Below are 24,073 nucleotides of genomic sequence, written 5' to 3'. Positions count from 1 at the left end.
TGCTACTTCATTTTTTAAGCCCGATGCCTTGATATTTATTGGCTTGGTACTTACGGCATAATGCTCGCTTGCCTCTTATTCAGTTTCCTGCACTACGGTTCCCTGCTGTGTGTCTCCCTATGTATCTCTATCAGAAGTACAAGTACGGTATGACCTGACGGCGCTTGGCGTTATCATTGTAACACTGCCCCGATGATAAAAAAAGAACCCGTCGGTCCAACCGGGAATCGGGTGATCTTCCATAAACCTGAAGTTTATGCAACGAGATCATTCCGACTCTTCCATTGGATCGAACGAGTTCTCTATTTTATTTCATCTGTAATGCTGTACTATTCCAAAATATCGAATATCGCCAGCATCATCATGAGTCCTGCAAGCAGACTACGCACCGGAACGGGCCAGTTCACGCATATTGGCCTCGAAGGCAGCGAGTAGAGCCGCTTCGCCAGTCAGACCACTTTCGTGAACTTTGCGGATTTGTTCGGTCATCCGTTTGTAGTCTTTTGGAATGACGCGGACGAAATCCTGGGATTGATGTTCCCAATCTTCCAGTACCCGTTGTCCTGCCTGGCTGCCGGTATAACGCACATGACGCTCGATCAGCGCGCGTACTTCTTCCAGCTCTTCCGGTTCATCGAGCGATTCCAGCAGCACCATCTCCAGATTGCAGCGTCCGACAAAATCATGACTCGGATCCAGTACATAGGCTACACCACCGGACATCCCTGCGGCAAAGTTACGGCCGGTTGTGCCGAGTACAACGACACGCCCGCCGGTCATGTATTCACAGCCATGATCGCCTGTACCTTCAACCACGATATTCGCACCAGAGTTACGCACGGCAAACCGCTCGCCTGCAATACCATTGATATACGCTTCACCACTGGTAGCACCATAGAGTGCCGTATTACCAATAATAATATTATCTTCGGCTGCAAAGGTCGCCTGGGCATCAGGCTTAACGATGATTTTACCACCAGATAATCCTTTGCCGACATAGTCATTGCAGTCGCCTTCGACCTGAAGCGTCATGCCTTTCGGTACGAACGCGCCAAAGCTCTGACCTGCGGAGCCTTTGAATTTGAAAGTAATTGTATCTTCCGGCAGACCTGCTGCCCCGTATTTGCGAGTAACCTCACTGCCGAGAATCGTTCCGGTTGCCCGGTTCACGTTGCAGATGGCAAGCTCTGCTTGTACACGGCTGCCGTTCTCCAGAGCAGGCGCCGCCAGTGGAAGCAGCTGCTGCATATCCAACGTCTCTTCCAGCTGATGATTCTGCTGCTGTACATTGAAGCGTTCGCTGCCTTCCGGAAGCTTAGGCTCATGCAGCAGGACAGACAGATCCAGTCCTTTTTTCTTCCAGTGATCTGCAGCATTGGCAGCATCCAGACAATCCAGACGGCCTACCATTTCCTGCACAGTGCGGAAGCCAAGCTCTGCCATAATCTCACGCAGATCTTCTGCCACAAATTTCATAAAGTTTACGACATGCTCCGGATCGCCGGTAAAGTTTTTGCGCAGTTCCGGGTTTTGCGTCGCTACGCCGACCGGACAGGTATCCATCTGACAGACACGCATCATGATGCAGCCCAGCGTTACGAGCGGAGCTGTAGAGAAGCCGTACTCTTCAGCGCCGAGTAGTGCAGCTACCGCGAGATCGCGTCCACTCAGCATTTTGCCGTCCGTCTCCAGTACAACGCGGTCACGCAGATTGTTCATGATCAGCGTCTGCTGGGTCTCTGCCAGTCCAAGCTCCCACGGCAGACCCGCATGACGGATCGAGCCCTGCGGAGAAGCACCTGTACCACCGTCATAACCGCTGACGAGGATGATATCCGCGCGTCCTTTGGCTACACCGGCTGCAATCGTGCCGACACCGACTTCGGATACCAGCTTCACGTTGATCGCTGCACGAGGGTTGGCATTTTTGAGATCATAGATCAGTTCGGCCAGATCCTCGATCGAATAGATGTCATGATGCGGCGGCGGTGAAATCAGACCTACACCCGGCGTGGAACCACGCACTTCCGCTACCCATGGATATACTTTACGGCCCGGCAGCTGTCCACCTTCACCCGGTTTGGCACCCTGGGCCATTTTGATCTGAATCTCATCGGCATTGACCAGATAGTTGGACGTTACGCCAAACCGTCCGGACGCAACTTGCTTGATCGCACTACGGCGGGAATCGCCGTTGGCATCGGGTACGAAGCGCGCAGGATCTTCCCCACCTTCACCGGTATTACTTTTGCCGCCAATCCGGTTCATTGCGATAGCCAGACTCTCATGCGCTTCCTTACTGATCGAGCCAAAGGACATGGCACCGGTCTTGAAGCGGCGCATAATCGATTCGATCGGCTCTACTTCTTCCAGCGGAATCGGTGCGCCGTTCGGCTTGAATTGCAGCATGGAGCGCAGCGTCAGGCGCTGTTCGTTCTCGCCTTCGACCAGAGCGGCATATTTTTTGTACAGCTTGTAGTCACCGGTACGTACAGCATGCTGCAGCAGGTGAATCGTCTGCGGGTTAAACAAATGCTGTTCCCCGTCATTACGCCACTGATAATCGCCGCCGGAATCCAGTACACGGTCATTGCCGTCTTTATCCGTAAAGGCACGAATATGCTGGGATAGCGCTTCTTGAGCCACTTCTTCCAGACCGATTCCGCCAATCCGGGAAGGTGTCCAGGTAAAGTATTGATCTACAAAATCCTGCTTCAGGCCAACCGCTTCGAAAATCTGCGCGCCGCGATAGGATTGAATCGTCGAAATTCCCATTTTGGACAGGATTTTCACGACACCCTTGGTGACGGCTTTGATATAGTTTTTGACTGCTTTCTCATGGGAAATACCACGCAGCAGTCCTTGCTTGATCATATCCTGCATCGTCTCAAACGCCAGATACGGATTGACTGCACTAATCCCGTAACCGAGCAGCAGCGCAAAATGATGCACGTCACGCGGTTCACCGGATTCCAGCAGCAGGCTGACACGAGTACGCGTTCCCTGGCGAATCAGATGATGATGCAGGCAGGCCACTGCCAGCAGTGCCGGAATTGCCGCATTATCCTTATCCGTACCACGGTCGGACAGAATCAGGAAATTATGCCCTTTGGCGATAACCCGGTCTGCCGCTTCGCACAGATTGACCAGTGCAGCACGCAGTCCTTCGGCACCTTTGGCCGCCTCAAAGAAGATTGGAATCGTCATTGCCTTGAAGCCCGGACGACGTACATGGCGCACTTTGGCAAAGTCCTCATTGGACAAAATCGGTGTATTCAAAATAATCTGGCGACAGCTCTCCGGTTGCGGATCGAGCAGATTGCGCTCGGGGCCGATTGCTGTAGCTGTCGAGGTCACGATCTCCTCACGGATCGCATCGATCGGTGGATTCGTCACCTGGGCAAACATCTGCTTGAAATAGTTATACAGACGCTGCGGCTGATCCGACAGAACCGCCAATGGAGCATCATAGCCCATCGAGCCAATTGCTTCTGCACCGGTAGTAGCCATCGGTTCAATCACCTTGCGCAGCTCTTCAAACGTATAACCAAATGCCAGCTGCAGCTGCTGCACATTATCATGATCCGGTTGAATCGCCTCCGGAGCTTCCGGTACTTCTTCCAGATTCATGAGATGTTCTTCCAGCCACTCGGCATACGGCTGCTCGGAAGCGATCTTTTCCTTGATTTCTTCATCGGAAATAATACGGCCTTCCTGTGTATCGATCAGCAGCATCCGTCCAGGACGCAGACGGTCTTTGTATAAAATATCCTCTGCCGGTATATCGAGTACACCGACCTCGGAGGACAGAATAATCCGGTCATCTTTGGTTACATAATAACGCGCCGGGCGCAGACCGTTACGGTCAAGCATCGCGCCAATCTGAATCCCGTCGGTAAATGCCATAGCGGCAGGTCCGTCCCACGGTTCCATCAGACAGCTATGATACTGGTAAAATGCTTTTTTCTTCTCATCCATCGTGTCGTGGTTGCTCCACGGTTCCGGTACCATCATCATCGCTACATGCGGCAGGGAACGACCGTTCAGATACAGGAATTCCAGCGTGTTATCAAACATCGCCGTATCCGAACCATCCGGATTGATAACCGGACGGATCTTGTCGATATCCGCGCCGAATACTTTACTCTCGAACAGCGATTGACGGGCATGCATCCAGTTCACATTACCGCGCATCGTATTGATCTCACCATTGTGGATCATAAAGCGATACGGATGGGCACGGTCCCAGCTCGGGAACGTATTGGTACTGAAACGGGAGTGTACCAGCGCCATCGCCGATTCGAACTCTTCATCCCGCAGATCCAGATAGAATTCTCCGACCTGAGCGGTTGTCAGCATCCCTTTGTAGACGACTTTACGGCAAGACAAACTTGGAATGTAGAACGTCTCTCCACCCGCTTCTTCCGCATAGCGAATATGACGTTCTGCCAGACGGCGAATGACATACAGTTTGCGTTCAAAAGCCAGCTCATCCCGACCTTGCAGCAGCTCACTGCGTCCGATAAAAAACTGTCGAACTACCGGCTTGGCATCTTTGGCGGACTTGCCGAGCGTACTGTCATCTGTAGGTACGGTACGTGCTCCGAGGTATACCTGGCCTTCCTGTTCAATAATGCTTTTCAACACAGCTTCATGACGGCTGCGCAGCTCTTCATCAGGGGACAGGAAAACAATGGCTACGCCATATTGTCCTTTTTCGGGCAGTTCAAATCCGTTTGCACGGGCTTCCTTAACAAAAAAGCGATGTGGAATCTGGACCATAATACCGGCTCCGTCACCGGAATTCGGTTCACTGCCCTGACCGCCGCGATGCTCCATATTTTCGAGCATCGTGAGTGCCTGACTAACAATCTGGTGACTAGGTGTTCCTTTGATATGCGCGGTAAATCCCATACCGCAGGCATCTTTTTCAAACTGCGGGTCATAAAGACCCTGCTTCGGAGGTAAACCTGTAATGTTCATAATACGCAACCTTTCTATTATGAAGTGAAATGTCAGAAGACGAGCCAGAGGACGGCCATACGAAGAAGAATGCTGCTAAAGGATAGGGTATACAAAACAGACTGCTCTCTCCATTCATCGGGATATACATCTCTGCAGATTCGAATGTAATGGAAGCAGCCTATTTGAATATAAAATTCGGAAATAACAGCGGAAGAATAATTATCCACTTATGGATTCAAGCGACTTACTCAGCGTATGTGATATCGTTGTAACCTAATGGGTTTTATACATTTTAACACTGACCTCACATCATAGCAATTCAAACTTTTTATCTATCCGATAAATTATTATTTTGCGTCAAAGCATTAGTGTGATAACGCAGTGCAATATATTATAGTGTATGATTATACATTATAATTAATATATTATTCAATTTATTTATAATGCTCGAAAAGTATTTTATAATCGCCTGGTCATGATTGCAGCCCTGTTTGCTTCTGCCGAACAGATGACCGTTTGAAAGATAAATAAAAAAGCGCACAGCCCTGTTTGTTCAGGCTGTACGCTTTTTGGGTTTATGGCTTGTTTCACGTATTTACTGATTTAAGGTCTACAGCGAGCCGCTTGCCTACTGCTCCTGCATCTACTCGATCATTGGATCATTCCGTTGCAAAAGGGAATGTATTAAATATCTACACTCTCGCCTACTTGGAGTACAGAGCCCTGCAGACCTTTCTTTTGCAGTTCAGCGACAAAAGCGTCTCCATCCTGCTCAATTGGCGGGAACGTATTGTAATGAACCGGGATCACATGACCTGCTTTGATCCACTGTGCAGCGAGCAATGCGTCTTCGGGACCCATGGTATAGAAATCGCCTATCGGCAGTGCAGCTACGTCGATTTGGTTCAATTCGCCAATCAGCTTCATATCGCCGAACAGCGCTGTGTCACCTGCATGGTAGAGCGTTTTGCCGCCCATTGTCAGCAGGATACCTGCCGGTTCGCCGAGATACACCGTCTGATCTCCATCCTGGATAGAGGACGTGTGGAACGCGAGCGTGAATTTTACTTTGAAGCCATCAAACTGCTTGGCTCCACCAAGGTTCATGCCTACGACCTCAGGTGCACCTTTGCTGGCTGCATACTGCGCCAGTTCAACAATCGCAATCACCGGACAATTATTATTTTGCGCGATCTCGACCGTGTCACCATAGTGATCGCCGTGACCATGTGTCAAAATAACCGCATCCACCTGGATGTCTTTGGGATCAATATTGACTTGCGGATTGCCGGACAGGAACGGGTCGATAATGACCTTTTTGCCGCCTTCTTCGACCAGCAGACAGGATTGACCATAATATGTGATTTTCATGGATGAAGCACCTCCGGGATTGAATTGATTTTCCACCGTTTATTGTATCATCATCCGCAGCAGAAGTGTAACTCCGCAGCGCAGACAGAACAAGCTCCAGCAATGGGCAGCTTATTTATAAAACGTATGGTGACCAATTTTCGCCACTTTGGTTCGGGTATTGGGAATATCAAAGTCTGTCGCCAGGGAAAGCGACACAAAATAATACGTATTGTCCGGAACTTCCTTTTGGCCTTCCAGCGCAGCGCGCACTGCTTTTACCGAGTCGGCGTTAGGTGTCACACGCTCGAATCTGCCATTGGTTACCGGAGAAAATTGATATCTTTGATAGATTACATCTTTAATCGTGTCGGGGAAATTAGCGGACCGCAGCCGGTTTAAGACAACATTGGCAACTGCCACTTTGCCTTCGTACGGTTCGCCTTCAGCCTCTGCCATAACGATACGTTCGAGCAGGAGCTGTTCTTTATCAGACAATGCGTAGGTCCAGGTAGCCTGAGATTTATTACTCTGGCTAAGCAGCTTTGTCCGGGTAAAGTATAAGTGGGTTGGGGTGGAATCACTAATGGACGAACTTGCCGTCACTGCCGCCGGCATTGCTTTTGCCTTGGCTGTAGCGGTGTTCGCCTTGATATGTGCAGCTTTTTTCTTGTGCTGTTCCGCTTTGAGTGCTGCAGCTTGCTCAGTCTTGACCTGACGAATCAACTTTTGGGTATGATTCTCGTTCCACGTCATAAACGTAGTGCCGGTCCTGACATTCTGGGCATGAGAAACCGAACCTGCCGGCTGTGCACCCCATGCAGGCAGCTCAGTAAAGGATTGTTCGCTCGTTATTTTGGAATCCATCCAGAAAGGGAGGGACATAACGAATATAAAAAGCACGCCGAGTAGCGGCGTAATCCACTGATTGCGTTTAATAAACTCCATTTTCTTCCTCCAGTACTGTTAGCATACTCCTAACCCTATGTAACCTTTTTGACCTTCCATTTGAATACACCAACATTCAAATTTTGAATCACTTGCGGTTCACAGTGTTATTTCGTCTCCGGTGATGCGGAGCAGTGCCAACTTGAATTTGAATCTCCGAATTTGCCGAAATTCAATAATTATTTGAGCATGATTATCATGCTATTCCCCTATAAAATGCTGCGGGATTGCAGCAGCAAGTATATTATTATAAGTTGTTTACTTTTGTCAAATTGACAAATTCGCAATTTTAGGCATGGTCATAATCCGAGAAGCGGAAATTGACCTGCCACTTCGTACATCGGTTGCTGACCCAAACGTGTCCGGTACAGTACAAATTCCTCTACCCGCCAGTGATCCGGTGATGGATAATGATCTGCATTTATTTCCGAAAACGGCGTACTGCCATGATATTTGCGGGCTACGGTCAGATGGGGATGATACGGACGCTGCTCCGGTACAAAGCCAAGCGGTAGACAAGCCTGCTGCACCTCGGACTGCAGGTGATGCAGACTATCCGTATCTCCTTCCGGTCCAATCCACAGTACTCGCGGAGCCAGGGGATTGCCGAATATCCCGGCCAGTCCCAGCTGCAGCTGAAACGGTGCAATGCCGGCAGCAGCCTTTTGCAGAGCTGTACACAGCTCCGGTAGCTGCTCCACGTCTACATCTCCAAAAAACTGGAGTGTAATATGCAGATCCCCAGCGTAAGTCCAGCGGCGGAACGCATATTGCTCCTGCGCTGCCCTGCTCCATGCGCTCAATGTTATCGCTGCTTCACCCTTGATCGGCACAGCTGCAAATACACGTTCCTGCCCAGGCTGAGTTCCCATTTTTACACTCCCTTTCCCGTTGTTCTTTTTATTGTGAATACCTGCTTGAATTCGTGATACACGAATCTGTTATGCATTATATGATTAACTCATTTACGAACACCTGTTCCGAACGATCTCAACCAGTATACACTAATCTTCAAAACAGTGCAAAACGATTCATGGATATTACAGTTCGGATTCGATCTTCGATCAGTCAGGTAATATCGTAAAGTAAGGTTCGACTGAATAAAGCAATTTGGTATGCAGGAGTTAATTTGTTATCATTTGGAAGATAACGTACATTATTATTCATTTACCGGGGAGGTATATTTATGTCCAAAATTGTTGTCCTTCAGCAACTCACCGAGTCGCAGAAACAGAAAGTACAGGAAGCTGCACCATCATACGAGATTGTTGCCGTTCCGGTTCGTGAAGCCAGTGATTCCATACTCGCCGAAGCCGAAATTATTCTCGGGTGGTCACGCAAACTGCAGGATTTCATTTTATCCGACAAGTGTCCTGTCCAGTGGATACAGACATGGTCGGCAGGCGTGGATAAAATGCCTATGGAGCAGCTGGAGCAAAAACAGGTGCTCCTGACCAGTGCGAATGGTGTACACACTATCCCGATCTCGGAGCAGATTTTTGCGTATATGCTTGCATTTTCACGCAATCTGCACCGGGCAGTCCGCAATCAGGGAAAACATGCCTGGGATGAAAGTGGAACATTCACCGAGCTGCATGGCAAAACGATTGTCATTGTCGGAGTCGGTAATATCGGAGCAGGCACCGCACAGCTCGCCAAAGCATTTGGTATGAAAACGATCGGTGTACGCCGTTCCGGCAAGGAGCAGGATGGAATTGATCAGATGTATTCGATGGAGCAGCTGGATGAAGCGCTCGCTCAGGGAGATTATGTCATCAATATTTTGCCGCTTACCGAGGAGACCAAGCAGCTGTTTAACCGGGAACGATTTGCCGTGATGAAAGACAGCAGCCTGTTTATTAATGTGGGTCGCGGCCCGTCTGTCGATACGGATGCGCTGGTAGAAGCGCTTCAATCCGGAGCCATCGCAGGAGCAGGACTCGATGTATTTGATCCTGAGCCGCTGCCGGAAGATCATCCGCTCTGGGATATGGAACAGGTCATTATTACTCCTCATATTGCAGGCAGCAATGAGCATTACACCGACCGTGTTATCGAGATTTTCACCAAAAATCTTCAAGCTTATCAGCAGGATCGGACCCTGCCGGTTAATCTGGTGGATTATAGCAGACAATACTAATTTTAGTTTGAATAAATAAGCATTGGTGCATCACAAAAGAGGCGATTCCCGCTGTGGGAACCGCCTTTTTTTGCGTTTGTAAATCAGGATAAACCCTGATTTTTATAGTGATATTGGACTGTATATTCAATCATCACATGTAATAAATATGTTATTTCCATTTTTTCGACAGCAGTATTAATTGGGCTCCGGTGTCCATGAGGCAATAGATTCATAGACGTTAATGCGTTCTTGATAGCGATTCAACGGACAAATCAGCAGTAGTTCATCTGCCCTATATCGCAGACTCAATTCCTGGAATTGCTGCCAGATTGCTTGTTGACCGCCTACAATCGGAGCCGGAATTTCTTCGCCAATCGATGCGATGCCTGCAGGCGAGCTTTTCCAGCGTTCATATAATCGTTCGGCTTCCTGATCAGTCTGTCCAGCAATCACGCGCACAGCGAGTATGACCTGCGGTTGCGTATGCAAGGCAGAGGGCTGAAAATTCTCCAGATAATGTTGAACTGCAGCTACACCGTCACTACCGCTCATAAAATAACCAAATACGTATCCGGTACCGTTCTGGGCAGCGAGAGTGGCACTTTTGCGATTGGTACCCAGCATCCAGCATTCCAGCGGATAAGCCGGCTGAGGGCGAGCCTGCACCAGAGTGTCTTCTATCTTGTATTCGTCCTGTAGAAGACTACGCAGATCTCTGACCAGTTCCGGCATCTGGGCTACATGGGACAAATAATTACCACTTAGCGCAATCGCAGCATGTGCCGAGCCGCCCGGAGCACGTCCGATGCCCAGATCGATCCGTCCCGGATACAATGCCCCCAGCATGCGAAACGTCTCGGCTACTTTCATGGGCCGATAATGCGGCAGCAATATGGCTCCGGCACCCAGACGTATCGATGAAGTACGTGCTCCAATATGGGAAAGCAGTATTTCGGGAGCAGTACAGGCCAGCTGCGTCATATCATGATGTTCTGACAGCCAAAAGCGATGATAGCCTGCATTTTCTGCCATGATAGCCAGCTGCACCGAACGCTCCAGTGCCGCTTCTACCGAAGCTCCTTCCAATATCGGCGACATGTCCAATATGCCAAGAGGTATTTTCTCGTAAGTCATGGACGCCTCCTCCTCTGTTCATTTTGCAGTCTGCCCGTGTCTGATTTTACGCAGATAAAAGGTTCATTTGTATGCATACATTATAATAGTAGAAAGTCGTTTGGAAATCATTGTATCTGACCTGTTTAGCACCCCATAGAACCGCTTGAATAACTACCGCTTAGAGGCCTTATAAGTACACATCTATTGTTACTGTATAGCCTCAAGCCTGTTAATCCACATCATAGATCGAGCCGACTTTGAGACCATATAATTCATTATAAATCTTTTCGGCAAATGCATCGGTCATGCCAGCGATGTAATCGATAATCATACGCTCCCAGGTCCATACCGGCTCCGGGCTGGCTTGATCATGTTCAAAACGCTGCAGCCAATCCGGCGGAATGATGGCCATAGAGGTCTCCTGATCGACAAAGGCTTTCCATAGACGACGAATAATCCACTCACTGCGCTTTTGCAGGCGCTGCACCCGCAGATCGCGAATCATGGTTACCCAGGCAAAGCTTTTGAGTACACTTACGGTACGCAGCATATCTTCATCTTCGCGGTTGTCAGAGACGAAGGTGATTTTTTTCCAATTCTCATCTTCAATAACTCCCAGCTGGCTGACAAAGTGATTGACCCAGTACGCTTTGACTTCACGTCGGGTGCGAGAATAATCCAGTCCGCATGTAGGCAGTTTTTCTCTCCATACACGCAGATAGGCGTTCAGCACTTCGTCCACTTTGGCTTCGATCCGCTCATTGTCCCAGCCTTTCCAGAAGCGATCTTCCAGAGTAGTGATCTTCTCCATAATCAGCCGGCGGATATGAGGATCATGCATGAAATGCTCATGCACCTCGATTTTGCCTGCTTTGATACCGTCTTCCAGATCATGAGCCGAATAGGCAATATCATCGCAAAGATCCATCAGCTGAGCTTCCAGTGTGGTCTTGCCATCGGGAATGCCCCACTTCTCGCGAATCTGGCGAATATACTGCCATTCGCGCTGATACAATCCTTTTTTGTTCACCATACCGGAATACGGATATTTATTAATCCCCAGCAGAACCGCATCACACAGATTCAAGCCATCCAGATTTTCCCGCTTCTCCAGGAACATAATCAACCGGAAATTATGCGCGTTGCCTTCAAAGTGCTCATATTTCTCCCGGATCTGCTGATGGATCTGCACACGCTCCTGCTCCGAAACCTCTCTGCCTTTCAGCGCTTCGGCAGTCTTCTGTTCGATCCAGTCTTCCAGAATATGTGCCAGTACTTCTTCCCCTTTGTGTCCGAACGGGGGATGTCCAAAATCGTGCGCAATCGAAGCACATTCCACCACTTCAGGATGTACAATCAATCCCGGATTTACTGCGCGCTGTTCATCAATCTCCGGGTAACGGCTGAGCAGACTTTTGGCTGCCTGTCGGGCAATCTGCGCCACTTCCAGAGAATGTGTAAGGCGGGTACGGTAATAATCACCGGTTCCTGCTCCGAATACCTGGGATTTCCCCTGCAGCCGGCGAAAGGTCGGCGAATGAATAAGCCGGGAGTAGTCCCGCTCATACGCTTCACGCGAAGCTTCATGTTTGTCTTCCTCATATTGACGATGCTCACGCATCGATTTTAAATCCGTAAATTTATCCATATCATGTTCTCCTATGTTTTCTGCATCCTCTAACGTGCCGGATTGGAGTGATTATACACATTTTTTGGCCTATAGGGAAGGATATCCTGTGAACGGATCGATGAGTCATAGATGCTTACGCTTTATTTAACCGTTTCCGTGTATATTTCCCCATTCGGTTCGTAGATTGGAGATGGATTACTTTTGTGTAGTATATCTTTTGTACTGTGTAGCGCTGGTGTTTTATTTCAGCAACGCTGATGTGTTTGACCCAGTATCCCGATCTAATAAAAGTCAGGATGTCTCAAGCGCTCTGGATCACTTCGATTATTCACCTTATTATATAGAAGAAAAAAATCCGGATCATCAGATCCGGATTCATTGTATACGTTTAAATCGAGCCGACTATTAGCGATTTTTGAGTTTGGGATCAAAGGTATCGCGCAGACCGTCACCCATCAGATTGAATCCGAGCGATGTGAGCAGAATACATAATCCCGGGAAAATAACGGTCCATGGCGCGGTTTGGATAAATTGGCGTGAATCCGACAGCATTTTCCCCCATTCCGGATCAGGTGGCTGTGCACCCAAGCCGAGGAATCCAAGACCGGCGGCTTCAATAATAGCTGTCGCCACACCAAGTGTACCCTGTACAATAATCGGCGTCAGACTGTTTGGCAGGATATGCCGCAGCAGAATCCGCGAATCCCTGACTCCGATGGCACGAGCTGCCGTAATAAATTCTTCCTGTCGTAATGAAAGTACGCGAGCACGTACCAATCGGCCGTAGGTAGGAATATTGACAATCGCAATCGCATACAGCGCATTTTGCAAAGAAGGTCCCAGAATCGCCACGATCGCAATCGCCAGTAGAATCCCCGGGAAAGCGAGCAAAATATCGAAGAAACGGGAAATGATCATGTCTACCCATTTGCCATAAAAACCGGCCAGCAGACCGAGCAGTGTACCGATAATAATCGATCCCACGACCGAGAGCAGACCCACCCAGAGAGAGATTCTGGCTCCATAGATCGTTCTGGTGAAAATATCCCGTCCCAGATCATCCGTGCCAAACCAGTGCTCTGCCGATGGAGACTGCAGTCGCTCCGATAACACCTGAGCCGTATAATCATAAGGCGTAATCAGTGGAGCCAGCAGTGCCAGCAGGACGAAAAACAGAACGATGACCAGTCCGACTACTGCTGTTTTGTTGCGCATGAACAGGCGAATCCCATCCCGCCATGGTCCTGACTTAATTTCCTTGAGCTGTGTACCCGACCCCGTATCCAGTGATGCTTGTGTCATCTTCTCACCTCTTACTTGTACTGGATGCGCGGATCAAACAATGCATAGAGCAGATCCACCAGCAGATTAATAATAACGAACATGACCGCAATGATCAGGATACCCGATTGGATTACTGGATAATCACGGTTACTGATCGCTTCATAAATGTATCTTCCCACACCCGGCCAGGCGAAAATCGTCTCAGTCAGTACAGCCCCACCCAGCAGCGCACCTGTCTGAATACCGATTACCGTCAGCACGGGAATAAAGGCGTTTTTCAGACCATGCTTGTAAATGACCAGGAATTTGGAGATTCCTTTGGCTTTGGCCGTGCGAATATAATCGGACTGCATCACTTCCAGCATACTGGAACGGGTCATCCGTGCGATAACCGCCATCGGAATCGTACCAAGCGCAATCGATGGGAGAATCAAATGCTTCATAACTATCCATAGCTGTGACCATTGTCCCGAGATCATCGCATCAAATACATAGAACCCGGTAATGGCCTCCATCGGATCACGTGGATTCATCCGGCCGATAGAAGGTAACCAGCGCAGCTCATTGGCAAATATCCACTGCTCCATCAATCCCAGCCAGAAGATCGGCATCGATACGCCGACCAATGCAATCAGCATACAAATGTAGTCAAACCAGGAATTGCGCTTCCATGCACTCACAATTCCTGCATTTACACCAATAATAATCGCAAACAGCATACTCGCTACCGTCAGTTCTACCGTGGCTGCAAGATAAGGGCCAATCTCCTGCGTAATAGGCTCGCGGGTACGGATAGAGTTACCCAGATCACCGGTCAGCAGATCACCGAGATAAGCGAAATACTGTTCCAGCCAGGGCCGATCCAGACCGAGCTGTTCACGCAGTGCCTGTTTGGATTGCTCGGTTGCCTTGTCTCCCAGAATCGTATCTGCCGGATCACCGGGAATAGCATGTATAATGGAAAAAACAATCAGTGTCATGCCCAGCAGTACCGGTATCAGTACGAGCAGACGTTTTGCAATATAGGAACCCACGCATTCATCACCCGCCATACGTTCATTTGGATAGTGAAATGACACGACTGCCAATAGGGCAGCATGTCATTCCAGCTCTCTTGATGCGATAAAACAAAAGAGCGGAAGCACGGAATTCAATCTGCTCTTCCGCTCTTTTTAGTTGTTTACTGCTCGATATAAATGTCTGCGTACGGCTCCGAACCTGTTGGCGAAGGTGTATAACCTTTCAGTTTGGATGTTGCAGCCAGCAATGGCGTAGAATGTACAAGCGGTACCCATGGTGCGTCTTTTTTAACAATAACCTGAGCCTGCTCATACAGCTTGGCACGTGCATCCTGATCGGTCTCCTGCTGTGCCTGTACCAATACTTTGTGCAGCGGTTCGCTGACATACTGGCTATAGTTGTTGCCTCCGATAGAGTCTTTATCCAGCAGCGGATAGAAGAAGTTATCCGGGTCACCATTATCACCGGTCCAGCCGATGATGAACAGATCGTCTTTTTCCCCTTTGCTTAGATCATCCAGATAGGTAGCCCACTCTGGGGACTGAATCGATACTTTTACACCGATTTGGGCAAAACTGGCCTGAATAACTTCTGCCACTTTGCGTCCATCCGGCATATATGGACGGGATACCGGCATAGCATAGAATGTCAGTTCCTGATCGATACCGTTCGGATAACCGGCATCTGCCAGCAGCTGCTTCGCTTTGGCCAGATCAAAAGGATAATCTTGGATTTCTTTATTGTAGCCCCACAGAGTTGGTGGAATCGGGTTAACTGCAGGCTCTGCTTGGCCGGCAAAGAAAGCGTCAATGATACCTTTTTTATCTACAGCATAGTTCAGTGCTACACGCACTTTGGGATCGTCAAATGGTTTCTTGGTTGTGTTGAAGCCCAGATAGGCTACGTTGAAAGGCGGGCGGTTGAATTTCTGCAGATCCGGGTTACTTTCCAGTGTTGCCAGATCGTCCGGGCTCAGATCTTCCATCAGGTCAATCTCACCGTTTTGCAGTGCATTGAAGCGGGCAGTATTATCCGGAATCGAACGGACAATGACCTGGTCCACCTTCGGCAGACCCTGCTGCCAGTAATTCGGATTTTTATCGAGTGTAATCGAGTCACTGCGTTTCCATTCCTTGAACACAAACGGACCGGTACCTACAGGATTCGATTTGAAGTTTTCTTTTTCTTTTTCAATAGCGGTAGGACTGGCAATAGAGAATGGAGGCATAGCCAGATTTTGCAGGAAAGGAGCTTGAGGTTGGTTCAATGTGAATTCGACAGTAGATTCATCTACTGCTTTTACGCTTTTGATTACGCGCGCTTCTTCAGGACCGAACATGGAATCGTAATAGTCAAAGGAATCGCCTTCGAACTTGAATTCGCTTTTCGGATCACTCCAGCGGTTAAAGTTAAACACAACGGCATCCGCATTAAAATCAGTGCCATCATGGAACTTCACACCCTGGCGCAGCTTGAAGGTATACGTCAGACCGTCATCGGAAATGGTCCAGCTCTCCGCGAGGGCAGGTTCCACTTCAGTTGTGCCTGATTTGTACGCAAGCAAAGGATCGAATACCTGCTGGGCAATTTTAAGCGACTCTCCATCTGTTACAATCGATGGATCCAGTGCAGCCGAATCGCCGCCGCGTCCTACAATCAGTTTTCCACCGCCAGCAGCTTCTCCACCAGACTCGGAAGCGGCCGGTGCAGCCGAATCATTGCCACCACTGCAGCCCGACAGGATCAGTACAAACGATAAAACCAGCGTAATCATTATTGTCCAACTTTTTCTCACAAGCATTAGCTCCCTTCTGAATGGCGAATCATGATCAACCCTATTTCTATTCCGCAGCTTGTTCTCTATATGTATACTATTACAGATAGAAGAAATTGGAATTGACCACAGGATGAATTTAATTTACATTATGATGTCGTGTTTGGCAATGAATTTTTACATATTTTATGATTTTCATTTTAATAACTAACATCAAACGACAGTTTTCGATACACATTCGCTATTTTACAGCATAATAAGTATTGAAATCATCTATGTATCCGTTTACATATCGAGAACTAGATCATTTATTTTTTGTTTTATTTATAAAGAAACATTATCTTGGGATTTATTATGTATTTATTTTCATAAATGTGTTAATTTATTATTTTTTTAACAAATAAACTCATCAAAGGTAGTAACACTTTTAATAAAAAACTGCTAGAATGAGGTGATATTAAGCAAAAGGGGAGGCTTTTAATACTTATGGTAACAAAAAAAATGATTTTCAGCCTGGCTGTGTCAGCAATGTTCACTCTGAACATGTCTGGTCTAGTACATGCTGCTGCTCCAACTGCTCTTACAGTAGAGGGAATCAAGCAGCAGACCGAACAGGATGCGGGAACAGGCACGCATATTACTCTCTTACATACGAATGACGTTCATGCTCATGCCCTGGAAGAATCCCCATCGATGGGACTCGCCAAAATCGCCGGGCTTGCCGATTTGTACCGGGAAGCGAATCCCAACACACTGCTGGTCGATGACGGAGATGCTGTACACGGTACCTCATTTGCTACTCTTGTTCGCGGCGAGAGTATTATCAAGGTCATGAACGAAATGAACTTTGCAGCGTTGACACCGGGTAACCACGAATTCGACTATGGCTACGAGCGCCTGCTGGAACTGTCCAAAATGGCCAACTTCCCGTTCATCTCCGCCAACCTTACACAAAAGGATACCGGAGCAGCTCCTTTCGAGCCTTATATTATCCGTGAAGTAAACGGTGTAAAAATCGGATTCTTCGGTCTGACTACACCGGAGACCGCTTATAAGACCAATCCCAACAATGTAACCAATGTCAGCTTTACCGATCCTACGGAAGCTGCCCGTAAAATGGTAGCCGAGCTGCAGGGCACAGTGGATGTTATCGTAGCTATGGGTCATATCGGTATGGATCAATCCACTGAACAGACCAGTATCGATATCGTAAATGCTGTACCGGGTATCGATGTATTTATTGATGGTCACAGTCATACCCTGCTGGAAAACGGTCAGCTGGAAAATGGTACCCTGATCGCCAGCACCGGTGAGTACGGTGAACACCTGGGCGTGGTTGATCTATGGGTCGATAAAGGCGATGTAACCAAAAAAGAAGCCTACACAGTCGATGAAAAAGCAGCGGCAAATGTAACTCCCGATCCGGAAGTTGCCAGCCTGATCACTTCTATTCAGTCTTCCCAGGAACCGATTCTGAACGAAGAAGTAGCCAAGTCCTCTGTCCTACTGGACGGCTCCCGTGAAAAAGTACGCGCAGGCGAGACCAATCTGGGTGATCTGATCACAGACGCGATGCGCTCTGTATCCGGTGCAGATGCAGCAATTACCAATGGTGGCGGTATCCGTGCTTCGATCGATGCCGGATCGGTAACCAAAGGCGATGTGGTTACGGTTCTGCCATTTGGTAACCTGGTCATTTCGATTGATGTGACAGGTGCGGATATTCTGGCAGCTCTGGAAAATGGAGCAACCGACTATCCAACAGCCAAAGGTGCTTTTGCCCATGTATCCGGAATTACGTACAAAATCGATCCTGCCAAACCGGCAGGCAGCCGTGTCCACTCTGTTACGGTAGCCGGAGCACCACTGGATCTGAACAAAACGTATAATGTCGCTACAAATGATTTCCTCGTAGCTGGCGGCGACGAATATAAAATGTTCCTCGGCAAGCAGCAGACCGGAACCTACGGAACACTGGATGAAGCACTGATCCAGCATATGCAGTCTCTGGGCAGTGTCAATATGACGACATCCGAGAAACGCATTACGGCAGCGCCGACACCAGGCAATGCCACCAAGCCAGCACCTGCTCCTGCTGACAAACCTGCTGCGACCAAACCGGCAGCTCCAGCCAAGCCTGTGACTCCGGCGAAACCAGCACCTGGCAAGCCAGCAGCAGCTACCAAACCGGCTCCGGCCAAACCATCAGCTCCTGCTGCACAGGCTGACTCTGACGTCTATGTAGTAAAAAATGGCGATACCTTGTACTCTATCGCCAAAAAGCATGGAACAACCTGGCAGGAACTGCGGGATGCCAACGACCTGACCAATGCTCACTGGATCTATCCAGGACAAAAACTGGAACTGCCGGATGCTTCGTAATCTGTAGTTCAGCTTATAGCATCCAATCATATGACATGTGATGCAGGTTATTAAATATGTATGATACCGATACAAGATGAATTGCAATCACATAATCTGTAAACAAGCAAAAAAGGACCTGGCATATGAAGCCAGGTCCTTTCTGCATATTACAATCTGCTTGATGAGCGATTTAAAGATGATACTTCTGCTTCTTCTGCTTCTTCTACTTCTTCTACTTCTTCTACTTCTTCTACTTCTTCTACTTCTTCTACTTCTTCTACTTCTCAAGTGTACTGTTAAATACTTTCTATTTTAAATACATTGAGTATACCTATCTGTTAGCGATTTTCTCTAGTCGTTCCATTTTTCGGATTGAACGCCAGTTCGAACAGTCCTGTCGCCGACAAGCCACCCAGACTGCCTGCCCACAGACGAGCAACCAGATCCAGCTCGGTAAATGGATATGCTGCGGCACCAATCAGCAGACCGATAACCATTCCCAACACCGGTACCAGATTTTTTGGGATATTAATGGCTGTTTTGACCATCTGAACCAGTGCCAAAATAATTACAGCCAGCGTAGAGGCAAATGTTAGTACATCATTAAACATGTCCATATTGACCCTTCTCCTTCCGAATTTTAAATCAATCCCTTGCGATGCAGTACAGTAATCAGTCGGTAAAAGTCATAGCTTCCGCCCTCCGGATCATCGACAATACCTGCTGTTACCGCTTTGCTGACCGCTTCTTGCGCCCATTCCGGAATCTTCATGCTACGGCTCTGTTCCATCTGCTGAACACGGCTATCCATTTTGCTAACGCTGGATTTCAGCATATCCCGGCTATCGGTCAGCGATGCGATCCGGTCGCTTTGCGCCTTTACGGTGGCTTCCAGTGCGGCAAAAGCTTTCTTTTCCTCTGCAGTCATTGGCTCTTCATCTCCCTCATCATTGTTATGATTCTTTGCATATCGGGTCTGCAGTTCACTGATTGTACCGTGGTATTCATTCAGATCGACGCCGCCCTGAATCCCCGGAACCTGACCGGTATCGGTGTACTGCCAGAAATCCCACTTCTGCCAGGCGGAGCAATCATCTGGTACACGAGTGCCGCTGTAACGGGCAATCCACAGATCATATTCGCTGAGACGGCGATCAAACTGCGCCGCAAAAGCATTCCCTGTATAAACAATGGGACGGCGACCACTCAGACGCTCCACCTCCTGCAAAAAAGCGAGTGCCACAGCGTTGACCTGGCTCTTGCCAAGCTTGCCGGGGTTATCCTCATAGTCCATAACAGGTGGCAGATCCAGACTGCCGGCTCCGCCTATCCTTTTCAGACAATCGATAAAATGAGCTGCTTCTTGTCTGGCAGCGGCTGTATTTTGCGCGTTCAGAAAATGATAAGCGCCCACCAGCATTCCTGCTGCGCGGGCGCCCTGAATATTGGATACAAACCGGTCATCCCGGTAGCTTGTACCTTCACTGGCTTTGACAAAAACAAACTGTTTGCCGGCTGCCTGAACCTGCTTCCAGTTGATCGTTCCCTGCCAATGGGATACGTCGATACCCTGGGCATTACGCGTGCTTCTCGCCTGCATCTCCGGCATCCTCCTTTGGATGATCAATCTGCCGTTCGTGATTTTCCTGCTGTTCCTGATTTTCTTTGGTTTCCTTAATTTCCTTTACGGCTTCCGGCTGGGCTTCGTCGATCAGCATCGGATTTTCCGGCGGTGTATTTTTCGATTCAAAAATATGCACGGCGTTGCGAAGAATATTCGGCATTGGCAGCCCCATTTTACCGGCATTCTCAATGACCGAGAGCAATTCATTCGCCAGATAAAAAAAGATCACGGCATCCTGGAAGTAATGCAGACTTCCAAGCGCCTGATCGATGAAGTGAGCTATAGATACCACTACGAAAATAGCGACTTTACGGATGATGCCTTTAAAGCCCACCCTGCTTTTCAACTCGCCTCTCATCCAGGCAGCCGCCCACCCGGAGAACCAGTCTACAATGACAAGTACCAATAATAAGTTAATCAACACATCCCAACCCCCAAACAGGTAGCCCACAGCAGCCCCATACGCTGTCGAAACTACCTTGATGATTTGCGGCCACGGCTCCCCCATCCCCTTCTTCTCCTTTCTCTGTTGTTTAAACTTTTATTAATTATCGATGAAATAATAGTTAAATCCCTACAGCACTAAAGCTTGCTACAGTAAATCTCAGCGTCGAATAAGTACTTGACGTATTTGTAACACGTAATACAAAGCTTCCATTACCTCTAGATAAGATCTGAAACGTTATATCCTTAACAGGTACATGCGCAGCATCACTTCGTACTACGCCATTCGTTAAGGGTATTGAGCTGCTAGGTTGATTACGGTAAAATCCATTAATCTCATTTAGACGTACAGCTAGATATTCCGGGAAGAAATTAATACCACTTAGATTAAATGAGAAGTCTTTAGTTGTAAGAGTAGATTCAAATTGATACATAGGAGAACCATCTTGACCAGTACCCATTGCATCATTAGTTCGAGGAACTTGTCCACTTACTGTCCGAGCTTTAATCTCTGATATTCTATTTATTAATGTCGACATTTCTTCACTGGTTGCCACACTGATATTCTTGGCGTTAAGCTGGGCAACCAGCGAATTCTTAAAATTAACGCCAGATTGCTTTAAATCTGCAAGAGTAGCAGCAAGATCAATTGTTTGATCACTGGTATCTCGCATATATATTTTACCGATACCCGAAATACGGAAAAATTCCTTGAAGCTTGAACCGATACCAGATGCACCTGCCAGGAATACAGTAGACTCATTCGCTCCCCAGCGGTTACCTACGACCAGACCGTGTTCATTTGAAGCATCGGCAAAGTTAATAATTCGTCCAGCCCATTCTCCCGAGGGCTCATACTGTGCAGCAGAGTTACGATTATTATAAACATTTAATCGCCCGTTATTTACTCGTAGACTTGTTTCGACCGTAACCATGCCAGTCGTGGAATTAATAGCTATTCCTTTATCAAAATTAAAAGAGTCCGTTCCACCTGTTGCTGTAGATGGGGCAATATGCATTGAACCTCCAGCATCCACATGAAACCCCCAACGTGTACGAACTGAACCAGCACCTATAGCCAGCGGAATAGAGCCACTTACATCATCAAGCTGCAATCGACCAGTAGCAGTTGTAATAACTCTCTCCCAAGAACCATGAGTAATTGTAGTCTGGCTGCCAGAAGTAGAAAGCTTTGTATTACGACGATAAAAGTACTGTGCTGTACCAAGTGTGATATATAGTTCTACAACCCGCAGAGCAGCTGGTCCTACATATGGAGGCTGTACATTATATACATTAATGATGGCATTTGCGCCAGCCCATGCTGCATTTGTACCCCCTGCAGGATGATTTGGAATATTCGTATATTTGGATAAATCCGGTACATAGTATACTCCAATATCTACCAGACCATTGATACTGTTTACTCCTGCAGGCCATTCTTTGTACGTAACAGCCGTTTTTGCCAGATCTGCAACTTGATCGGGAATATCTCCCATTGCACTATCAATTTTATCCCAGTTGTCATTCAGCATCGTTTTGATATTAAACGTATCATTGCCATCTACAGCCGGATCTTTCTTGAGCAAATTCAAATTTGGCGTGTTACTTGCCATTACACTGCACCTCCTGCGAATTTGGATAATGGGATTGCTTCCATTTCCGTTAAAGTTTTTATTTCATGAATTTCGCGAATCAGCAAATAGCTGAATTTGTATTCTATCGACAAATGAGCCGGCTTGATCTCTTCGATCGCTGCTTTCAGATCATCCAGATTGGGCGGAATACCGTGGGTATCGACGAATTGAATTGTAAAATTCCATCGTTCCGGCTGAAACGTTACCTTAACTGTCCCGCCATCATAGGCTTCTGCCACATTTTTGACGAGCGCTCCGGAGAACTTGCCGCCGCCGCGCAGCTTGGATTCCACAACAGCACGGCGCTGCTCCAAAGGCTTGGTCGCATCGCTGACAATACCCAGCTCATTTTCCCAGTAACCGATTCCCCAGGTGGCTGTACAGACGAAAAATTGCTGGAACGTTTCTTCCAGTGCATGGTATAATGCATCCATTTCAATACCTTTTGTTTCCATATCGGCGTGCATGATACGCGAAGTCTCATAGTAGGCAGGCAGATAGGAGAACAGTTCGGCTCCTTTGGCACTCACGAATCGATTACCACTTGCAAGCAGCTCCCGGTTGTCAGCTACTGCAGCTATGGAACGAAGTATGGAATGATTTGTTGCTCTATCCCAATCACTTCCTTGCTGCTCCTGTAGCGATAGCATTTGCTTATCCATTGACCGTCACCGTCCCCAGCACAGCCACCTGACTGGCGCCGATTTCGATGTTTTTGTCGCTGGTTCCGTTAACGGTTAAATGGCTATAGTCGATGATCGGCGGGATATCGAGCAGAATCGCAGCGATACGGGTATAGCGCACCAGCGAATCGTTAAAGGCCAGTTGCTTGAGATAGGCAGTTACCCCTTTCTGAATAAGCGCTCGCACCTGCTCCAATGAAGCATCACTCGCAAGTGTCAATTGAACACTGATGTTCACCGGCACTTCTTCGGCAGCCATTACGGTAATAACCGGTCCAGCCGGGGCAGTTCCTTCACCTTGTCCATCCTGCGTCGGATCAATATATTTCTGTACCGCTGTCACAATATCACTATTCGCTGCACGCTTGTCTGCATCCAGCAGATAGAGGCCTACTGTACCAGGTCCTTTCCAGAGCGGCACGACGCGGCTGGCACCTACACCAGCAATCTCGCCTGCCCACTGCATATACTGTGCTTTGTTGCCACTCGTACCCTGGTTGCGGACTCTTGCATAAAATCGCTCCAGCAGAGAAGAATCGCTCTCGATATTCGAGCCTCCTGTTACGGCTGAAGAGTTCGTCACCCTCGTAATCCCGCTAATGGAAGTCGATAAAATAGTAATGGTGCCAGCAGGTACATTACTGGCTCTGCCAGCGACAAGTGCGCGGATCGGTGCTTCCGCTTTGCCGGTCGTATCCAGTATGACCGATGTAGTGGTCTCGTATTCCAGTGAAGCCTCGCCGGATACATCATCTGCCGGTGTAGCAATGACTGTACCGCCGGGAATACTTTTGCCAGGCTCACCGGTAAAAGTCACCTTGCCGATCGCCTGCACAGCGCCGCGCCGGGTTACGCCATGCTCGGCTGCCCGCAGATCCAGCTCTTCCGAGCGGAAATTCTCATCACTGCTGGCTGCTGTACTGGCGAATCCACGGCGCAGCAGTTCCTGCGCCCAGATTGCTGCTTCCGACAGCATAAAAGCGACCGGTGCTTCTGCATCCCAAATAAAAGAGCCTTCCGATTTGTCGATATCCGAAGGCACTCTGTCCAGCATACGCTGCATAATATTCTCTTCTGTCTGTTTTTCCAGGTAATAAGGGAAATCTGCCAAT

The 24,073-nt window shown here is 48.3% G+C and carries 16 protein-coding genes and 1 pseudogene; 2 read left to right on the top strand and 15 right to left on the bottom strand.

Annotation, left to right across the window (positions count from 1 at the left end):
- Nucleotides 1-381 precede the first annotated feature (381 nt).
- From gltB to thpR, 4 genes are all read right to left on the bottom strand, one after another.
- Nucleotides 382-4,983 (bottom strand): glutamate synthase large subunit, encoded by a 4,602-nt coding sequence (gene gltB, locus AR543_RS08295; protein ID WP_060533450.1) that lies wholly within the window; start codon nt 4,981-4,983, stop codon nt 382-384.
- A 666-nt stretch (nt 4,984-5,649) separates the two neighbouring features.
- Nucleotides 5,650-6,336 carry a metal-dependent hydrolase gene (locus AR543_RS08290; RefSeq protein WP_060533448.1) on the bottom strand — a complete coding sequence of 229 codons (687 nt, stop codon included), beginning with the start codon at nt 6,334-6,336 and terminating at the stop codon, nt 5,650-5,652.
- A gap of 111 nt (nt 6,337-6,447) precedes the next feature.
- Nucleotides 6,448-7,263, bottom strand: coding sequence for a cell wall hydrolase (locus tag AR543_RS08285; protein WP_060533446.1), 816 nt, complete (start codon nt 7,261-7,263; stop codon nt 6,448-6,450).
- A 299-nt stretch (nt 7,264-7,562) separates the two neighbouring features.
- On the bottom strand, nt 7,563-8,135 hold the full coding sequence (gene thpR, locus AR543_RS08280) for an RNA 2',3'-cyclic phosphodiesterase (protein WP_060533445.1): 573 nt from the start codon (nt 8,133-8,135) through the stop codon (nt 7,563-7,565).
- A gap of 314 nt (nt 8,136-8,449) precedes the next feature.
- Here thpR and AR543_RS08275 point away from each other — a divergent pair, with 314 nt between their 5' ends.
- Nucleotides 8,450-9,403 carry a D-2-hydroxyacid dehydrogenase gene (locus AR543_RS08275; RefSeq protein ID WP_060533443.1) on the top strand — a complete coding sequence of 318 codons (954 nt, stop codon included), beginning with the start codon at nt 8,450-8,452 and terminating at the stop codon, nt 9,401-9,403.
- Nucleotides 9,404-9,580: 177 nt separating this feature from the next.
- Here AR543_RS08275 and AR543_RS08270 read toward each other — a convergent pair whose 3' ends face one another.
- The 5 genes from AR543_RS08270 to AR543_RS08250 form a co-directional block, all read right to left on the bottom strand.
- Nucleotides 9,581-10,519: an MsnO8 family LLM class oxidoreductase gene (locus AR543_RS08270; RefSeq protein WP_060533441.1), complete on the bottom strand. Its 939-nt coding sequence runs from the start codon at nt 10,517-10,519 to the stop codon at nt 9,581-9,583.
- A 211-nt stretch (nt 10,520-10,730) separates the two neighbouring features.
- Nucleotides 10,731-12,149, bottom strand: coding sequence for a deoxyguanosinetriphosphate triphosphohydrolase family protein (locus AR543_RS08265; RefSeq protein ID WP_060533439.1), 1,419 nt, complete (start codon nt 12,147-12,149; stop codon nt 10,731-10,733).
- A 387-nt stretch (nt 12,150-12,536) separates the two neighbouring features.
- Nucleotides 12,537-13,433, bottom strand: a complete 897-nt coding sequence (gene nikC / locus AR543_RS08260) for a nickel transporter permease (protein ID WP_060533437.1) — start codon at nt 13,431-13,433, stop codon at nt 12,537-12,539.
- Between the two features lie 11 nt (nt 13,434-13,444).
- Nucleotides 13,445-14,449 (bottom strand): ABC transporter permease, encoded by a 1,005-nt coding sequence (locus AR543_RS08255; protein WP_060533435.1) that lies wholly within the window; start codon nt 14,447-14,449, stop codon nt 13,445-13,447.
- Between the two features lie 146 nt (nt 14,450-14,595).
- Nucleotides 14,596-16,236 (bottom strand): ABC transporter substrate-binding protein, encoded by a 1,641-nt coding sequence (locus tag AR543_RS08250; RefSeq protein ID WP_060533433.1) that lies wholly within the window; start codon nt 16,234-16,236, stop codon nt 14,596-14,598.
- 459 nt (nt 16,237-16,695) lie between these two features.
- Here AR543_RS08250 and AR543_RS08245 point away from each other — a divergent pair, with 459 nt between their 5' ends.
- A complete protein-coding gene (locus AR543_RS08245) occupies nt 16,696-18,591 on the top strand; it encodes a 5'-nucleotidase C-terminal domain-containing protein (RefSeq protein ID WP_060533431.1) in 1,896 nt (631 codons plus the stop codon).
- A gap of 320 nt (nt 18,592-18,911) precedes the next feature.
- Here AR543_RS08245 and AR543_RS08235 read toward each other — a convergent pair whose 3' ends face one another.
- The 6 genes and pseudogenes from AR543_RS08235 to AR543_RS08210 all read right to left on the bottom strand — a co-directional run bounded on the left by AR543_RS08235 (nt 18,912) and on the right by AR543_RS08210 (nt 24,072).
- Nucleotides 18,912-19,190, bottom strand: coding sequence for a holin (locus AR543_RS08235; RefSeq protein ID WP_060533429.1), 279 nt, complete (start codon nt 19,188-19,190; stop codon nt 18,912-18,914).
- A gap of 23 nt (nt 19,191-19,213) precedes the next feature.
- Nucleotides 19,214-20,173: a glycoside hydrolase family 25 protein gene (locus AR543_RS08230; protein WP_060533428.1), complete on the bottom strand. Its 960-nt coding sequence runs from the start codon at nt 20,171-20,173 to the stop codon at nt 19,214-19,216.
- Between the two features lie 133 nt (nt 20,174-20,306).
- Nucleotides 20,307-20,705, bottom strand: a pseudogene (locus AR543_RS08225) (phage holin family protein); the annotation flags it as partial.
- A 58-nt stretch (nt 20,706-20,763) separates the two neighbouring features.
- Nucleotides 20,764-22,257 (bottom strand): hypothetical protein, encoded by a 1,494-nt coding sequence (locus AR543_RS08220; RefSeq protein WP_060533425.1) that lies wholly within the window; start codon nt 22,255-22,257, stop codon nt 20,764-20,766.
- Complete coding sequence (locus tag AR543_RS08215) at nt 22,257-22,940, bottom strand: putative phage tail protein (RefSeq protein ID WP_227871861.1); 684 nt, start codon at nt 22,938-22,940, stop codon at nt 22,257-22,259. Before AR543_RS08215 ends, AR543_RS08220 begins: the two co-directional genes overlap by 1 nt.
- A complete protein-coding gene (locus tag AR543_RS08210; protein ID WP_060533423.1) occupies nt 22,933-24,072 on the bottom strand; it encodes a baseplate J/gp47 family protein in 1,140 nt (379 codons plus the stop codon). Before AR543_RS08210 ends, AR543_RS08215 begins: the two co-directional genes overlap by 8 nt.
- Nucleotide 24,073 lies beyond the last annotated feature (1 nt).

The sequence above is a fragment of the Paenibacillus bovis genome (genome assembly GCF_001421015.2).
In the GTDB taxonomy this organism is placed as follows: Bacteria; Bacillota; Bacilli; order Paenibacillales; family Paenibacillaceae; genus Saccharibacillus; species Saccharibacillus bovis.
Note: the sequence above shows the minus strand (reverse complement) of the source record. Positions and strands in the feature narration are given on the sequence as shown.

What these genes read in the sequence shown, in the direction of transcription:
- gltB (WP_060533450.1), bottom strand. Translation starts at nt 4,983, where the DNA reads ATGAACATTACAGGTTTACCTCCGAAGCAGGGTCTTTATGACCCGCAG.
- AR543_RS08290 (WP_060533448.1), bottom strand. Translation starts at nt 6,336, where the DNA reads ATGAAAATCACATATTATGGTCAATCCTGTCTGCTGGTCGAAGAAGGC.
- AR543_RS08285 (WP_060533446.1), bottom strand. Translation starts at nt 7,263, where the DNA reads ATGGAGTTTATTAAACGCAATCAGTGGATTACGCCGCTACTCGGCGTG.
- thpR (WP_060533445.1), bottom strand. Translation starts at nt 8,135, where the DNA reads ATGGGAACTCAGCCTGGGCAGGAACGTGTATTTGCAGCTGTGCCGATC.
- AR543_RS08275 (WP_060533443.1), top strand. Translation starts at nt 8,450, where the DNA reads ATGTCCAAAATTGTTGTCCTTCAGCAACTCACCGAGTCGCAGAAACAG.
- AR543_RS08270 (WP_060533441.1), bottom strand. Translation starts at nt 10,519, where the DNA reads ATGACTTACGAGAAAATACCTCTTGGCATATTGGACATGTCGCCGATA.
- AR543_RS08265 (WP_060533439.1), bottom strand. Translation starts at nt 12,149, where the DNA reads ATGGATAAATTTACGGATTTAAAATCGATGCGTGAGCATCGTCAATAT.
- nikC (WP_060533437.1), bottom strand. Translation starts at nt 13,433, where the DNA reads ATGACACAAGCATCACTGGATACGGGGTCGGGTACACAGCTCAAGGAA.
- AR543_RS08250 (WP_060533433.1), bottom strand. Translation starts at nt 16,236, where the DNA reads ATGCTTGTGAGAAAAAGTTGGACAATAATGATTACGCTGGTTTTATCG.
- AR543_RS08245 (WP_060533431.1), top strand. Translation starts at nt 16,696, where the DNA reads ATGGTAACAAAAAAAATGATTTTCAGCCTGGCTGTGTCAGCAATGTTC.
- AR543_RS08235 (WP_060533429.1), bottom strand. Translation starts at nt 19,190, where the DNA reads ATGGACATGTTTAATGATGTACTAACATTTGCCTCTACGCTGGCTGTA.
- AR543_RS08230 (WP_060533428.1), bottom strand. Translation starts at nt 20,173, where the DNA reads ATGCAGGCGAGAAGCACGCGTAATGCCCAGGGTATCGACGTATCCCAT.
- AR543_RS08220 (WP_060533425.1), bottom strand. Translation starts at nt 22,257, where the DNA reads ATGGCAAGTAACACGCCAAATTTGAATTTGCTCAAGAAAGATCCGGCT.
- AR543_RS08215 (WP_227871861.1), bottom strand. Translation starts at nt 22,940, where the DNA reads ATGGATAAGCAAATGCTATCGCTACAGGAGCAGCAAGGAAGTGATTGG.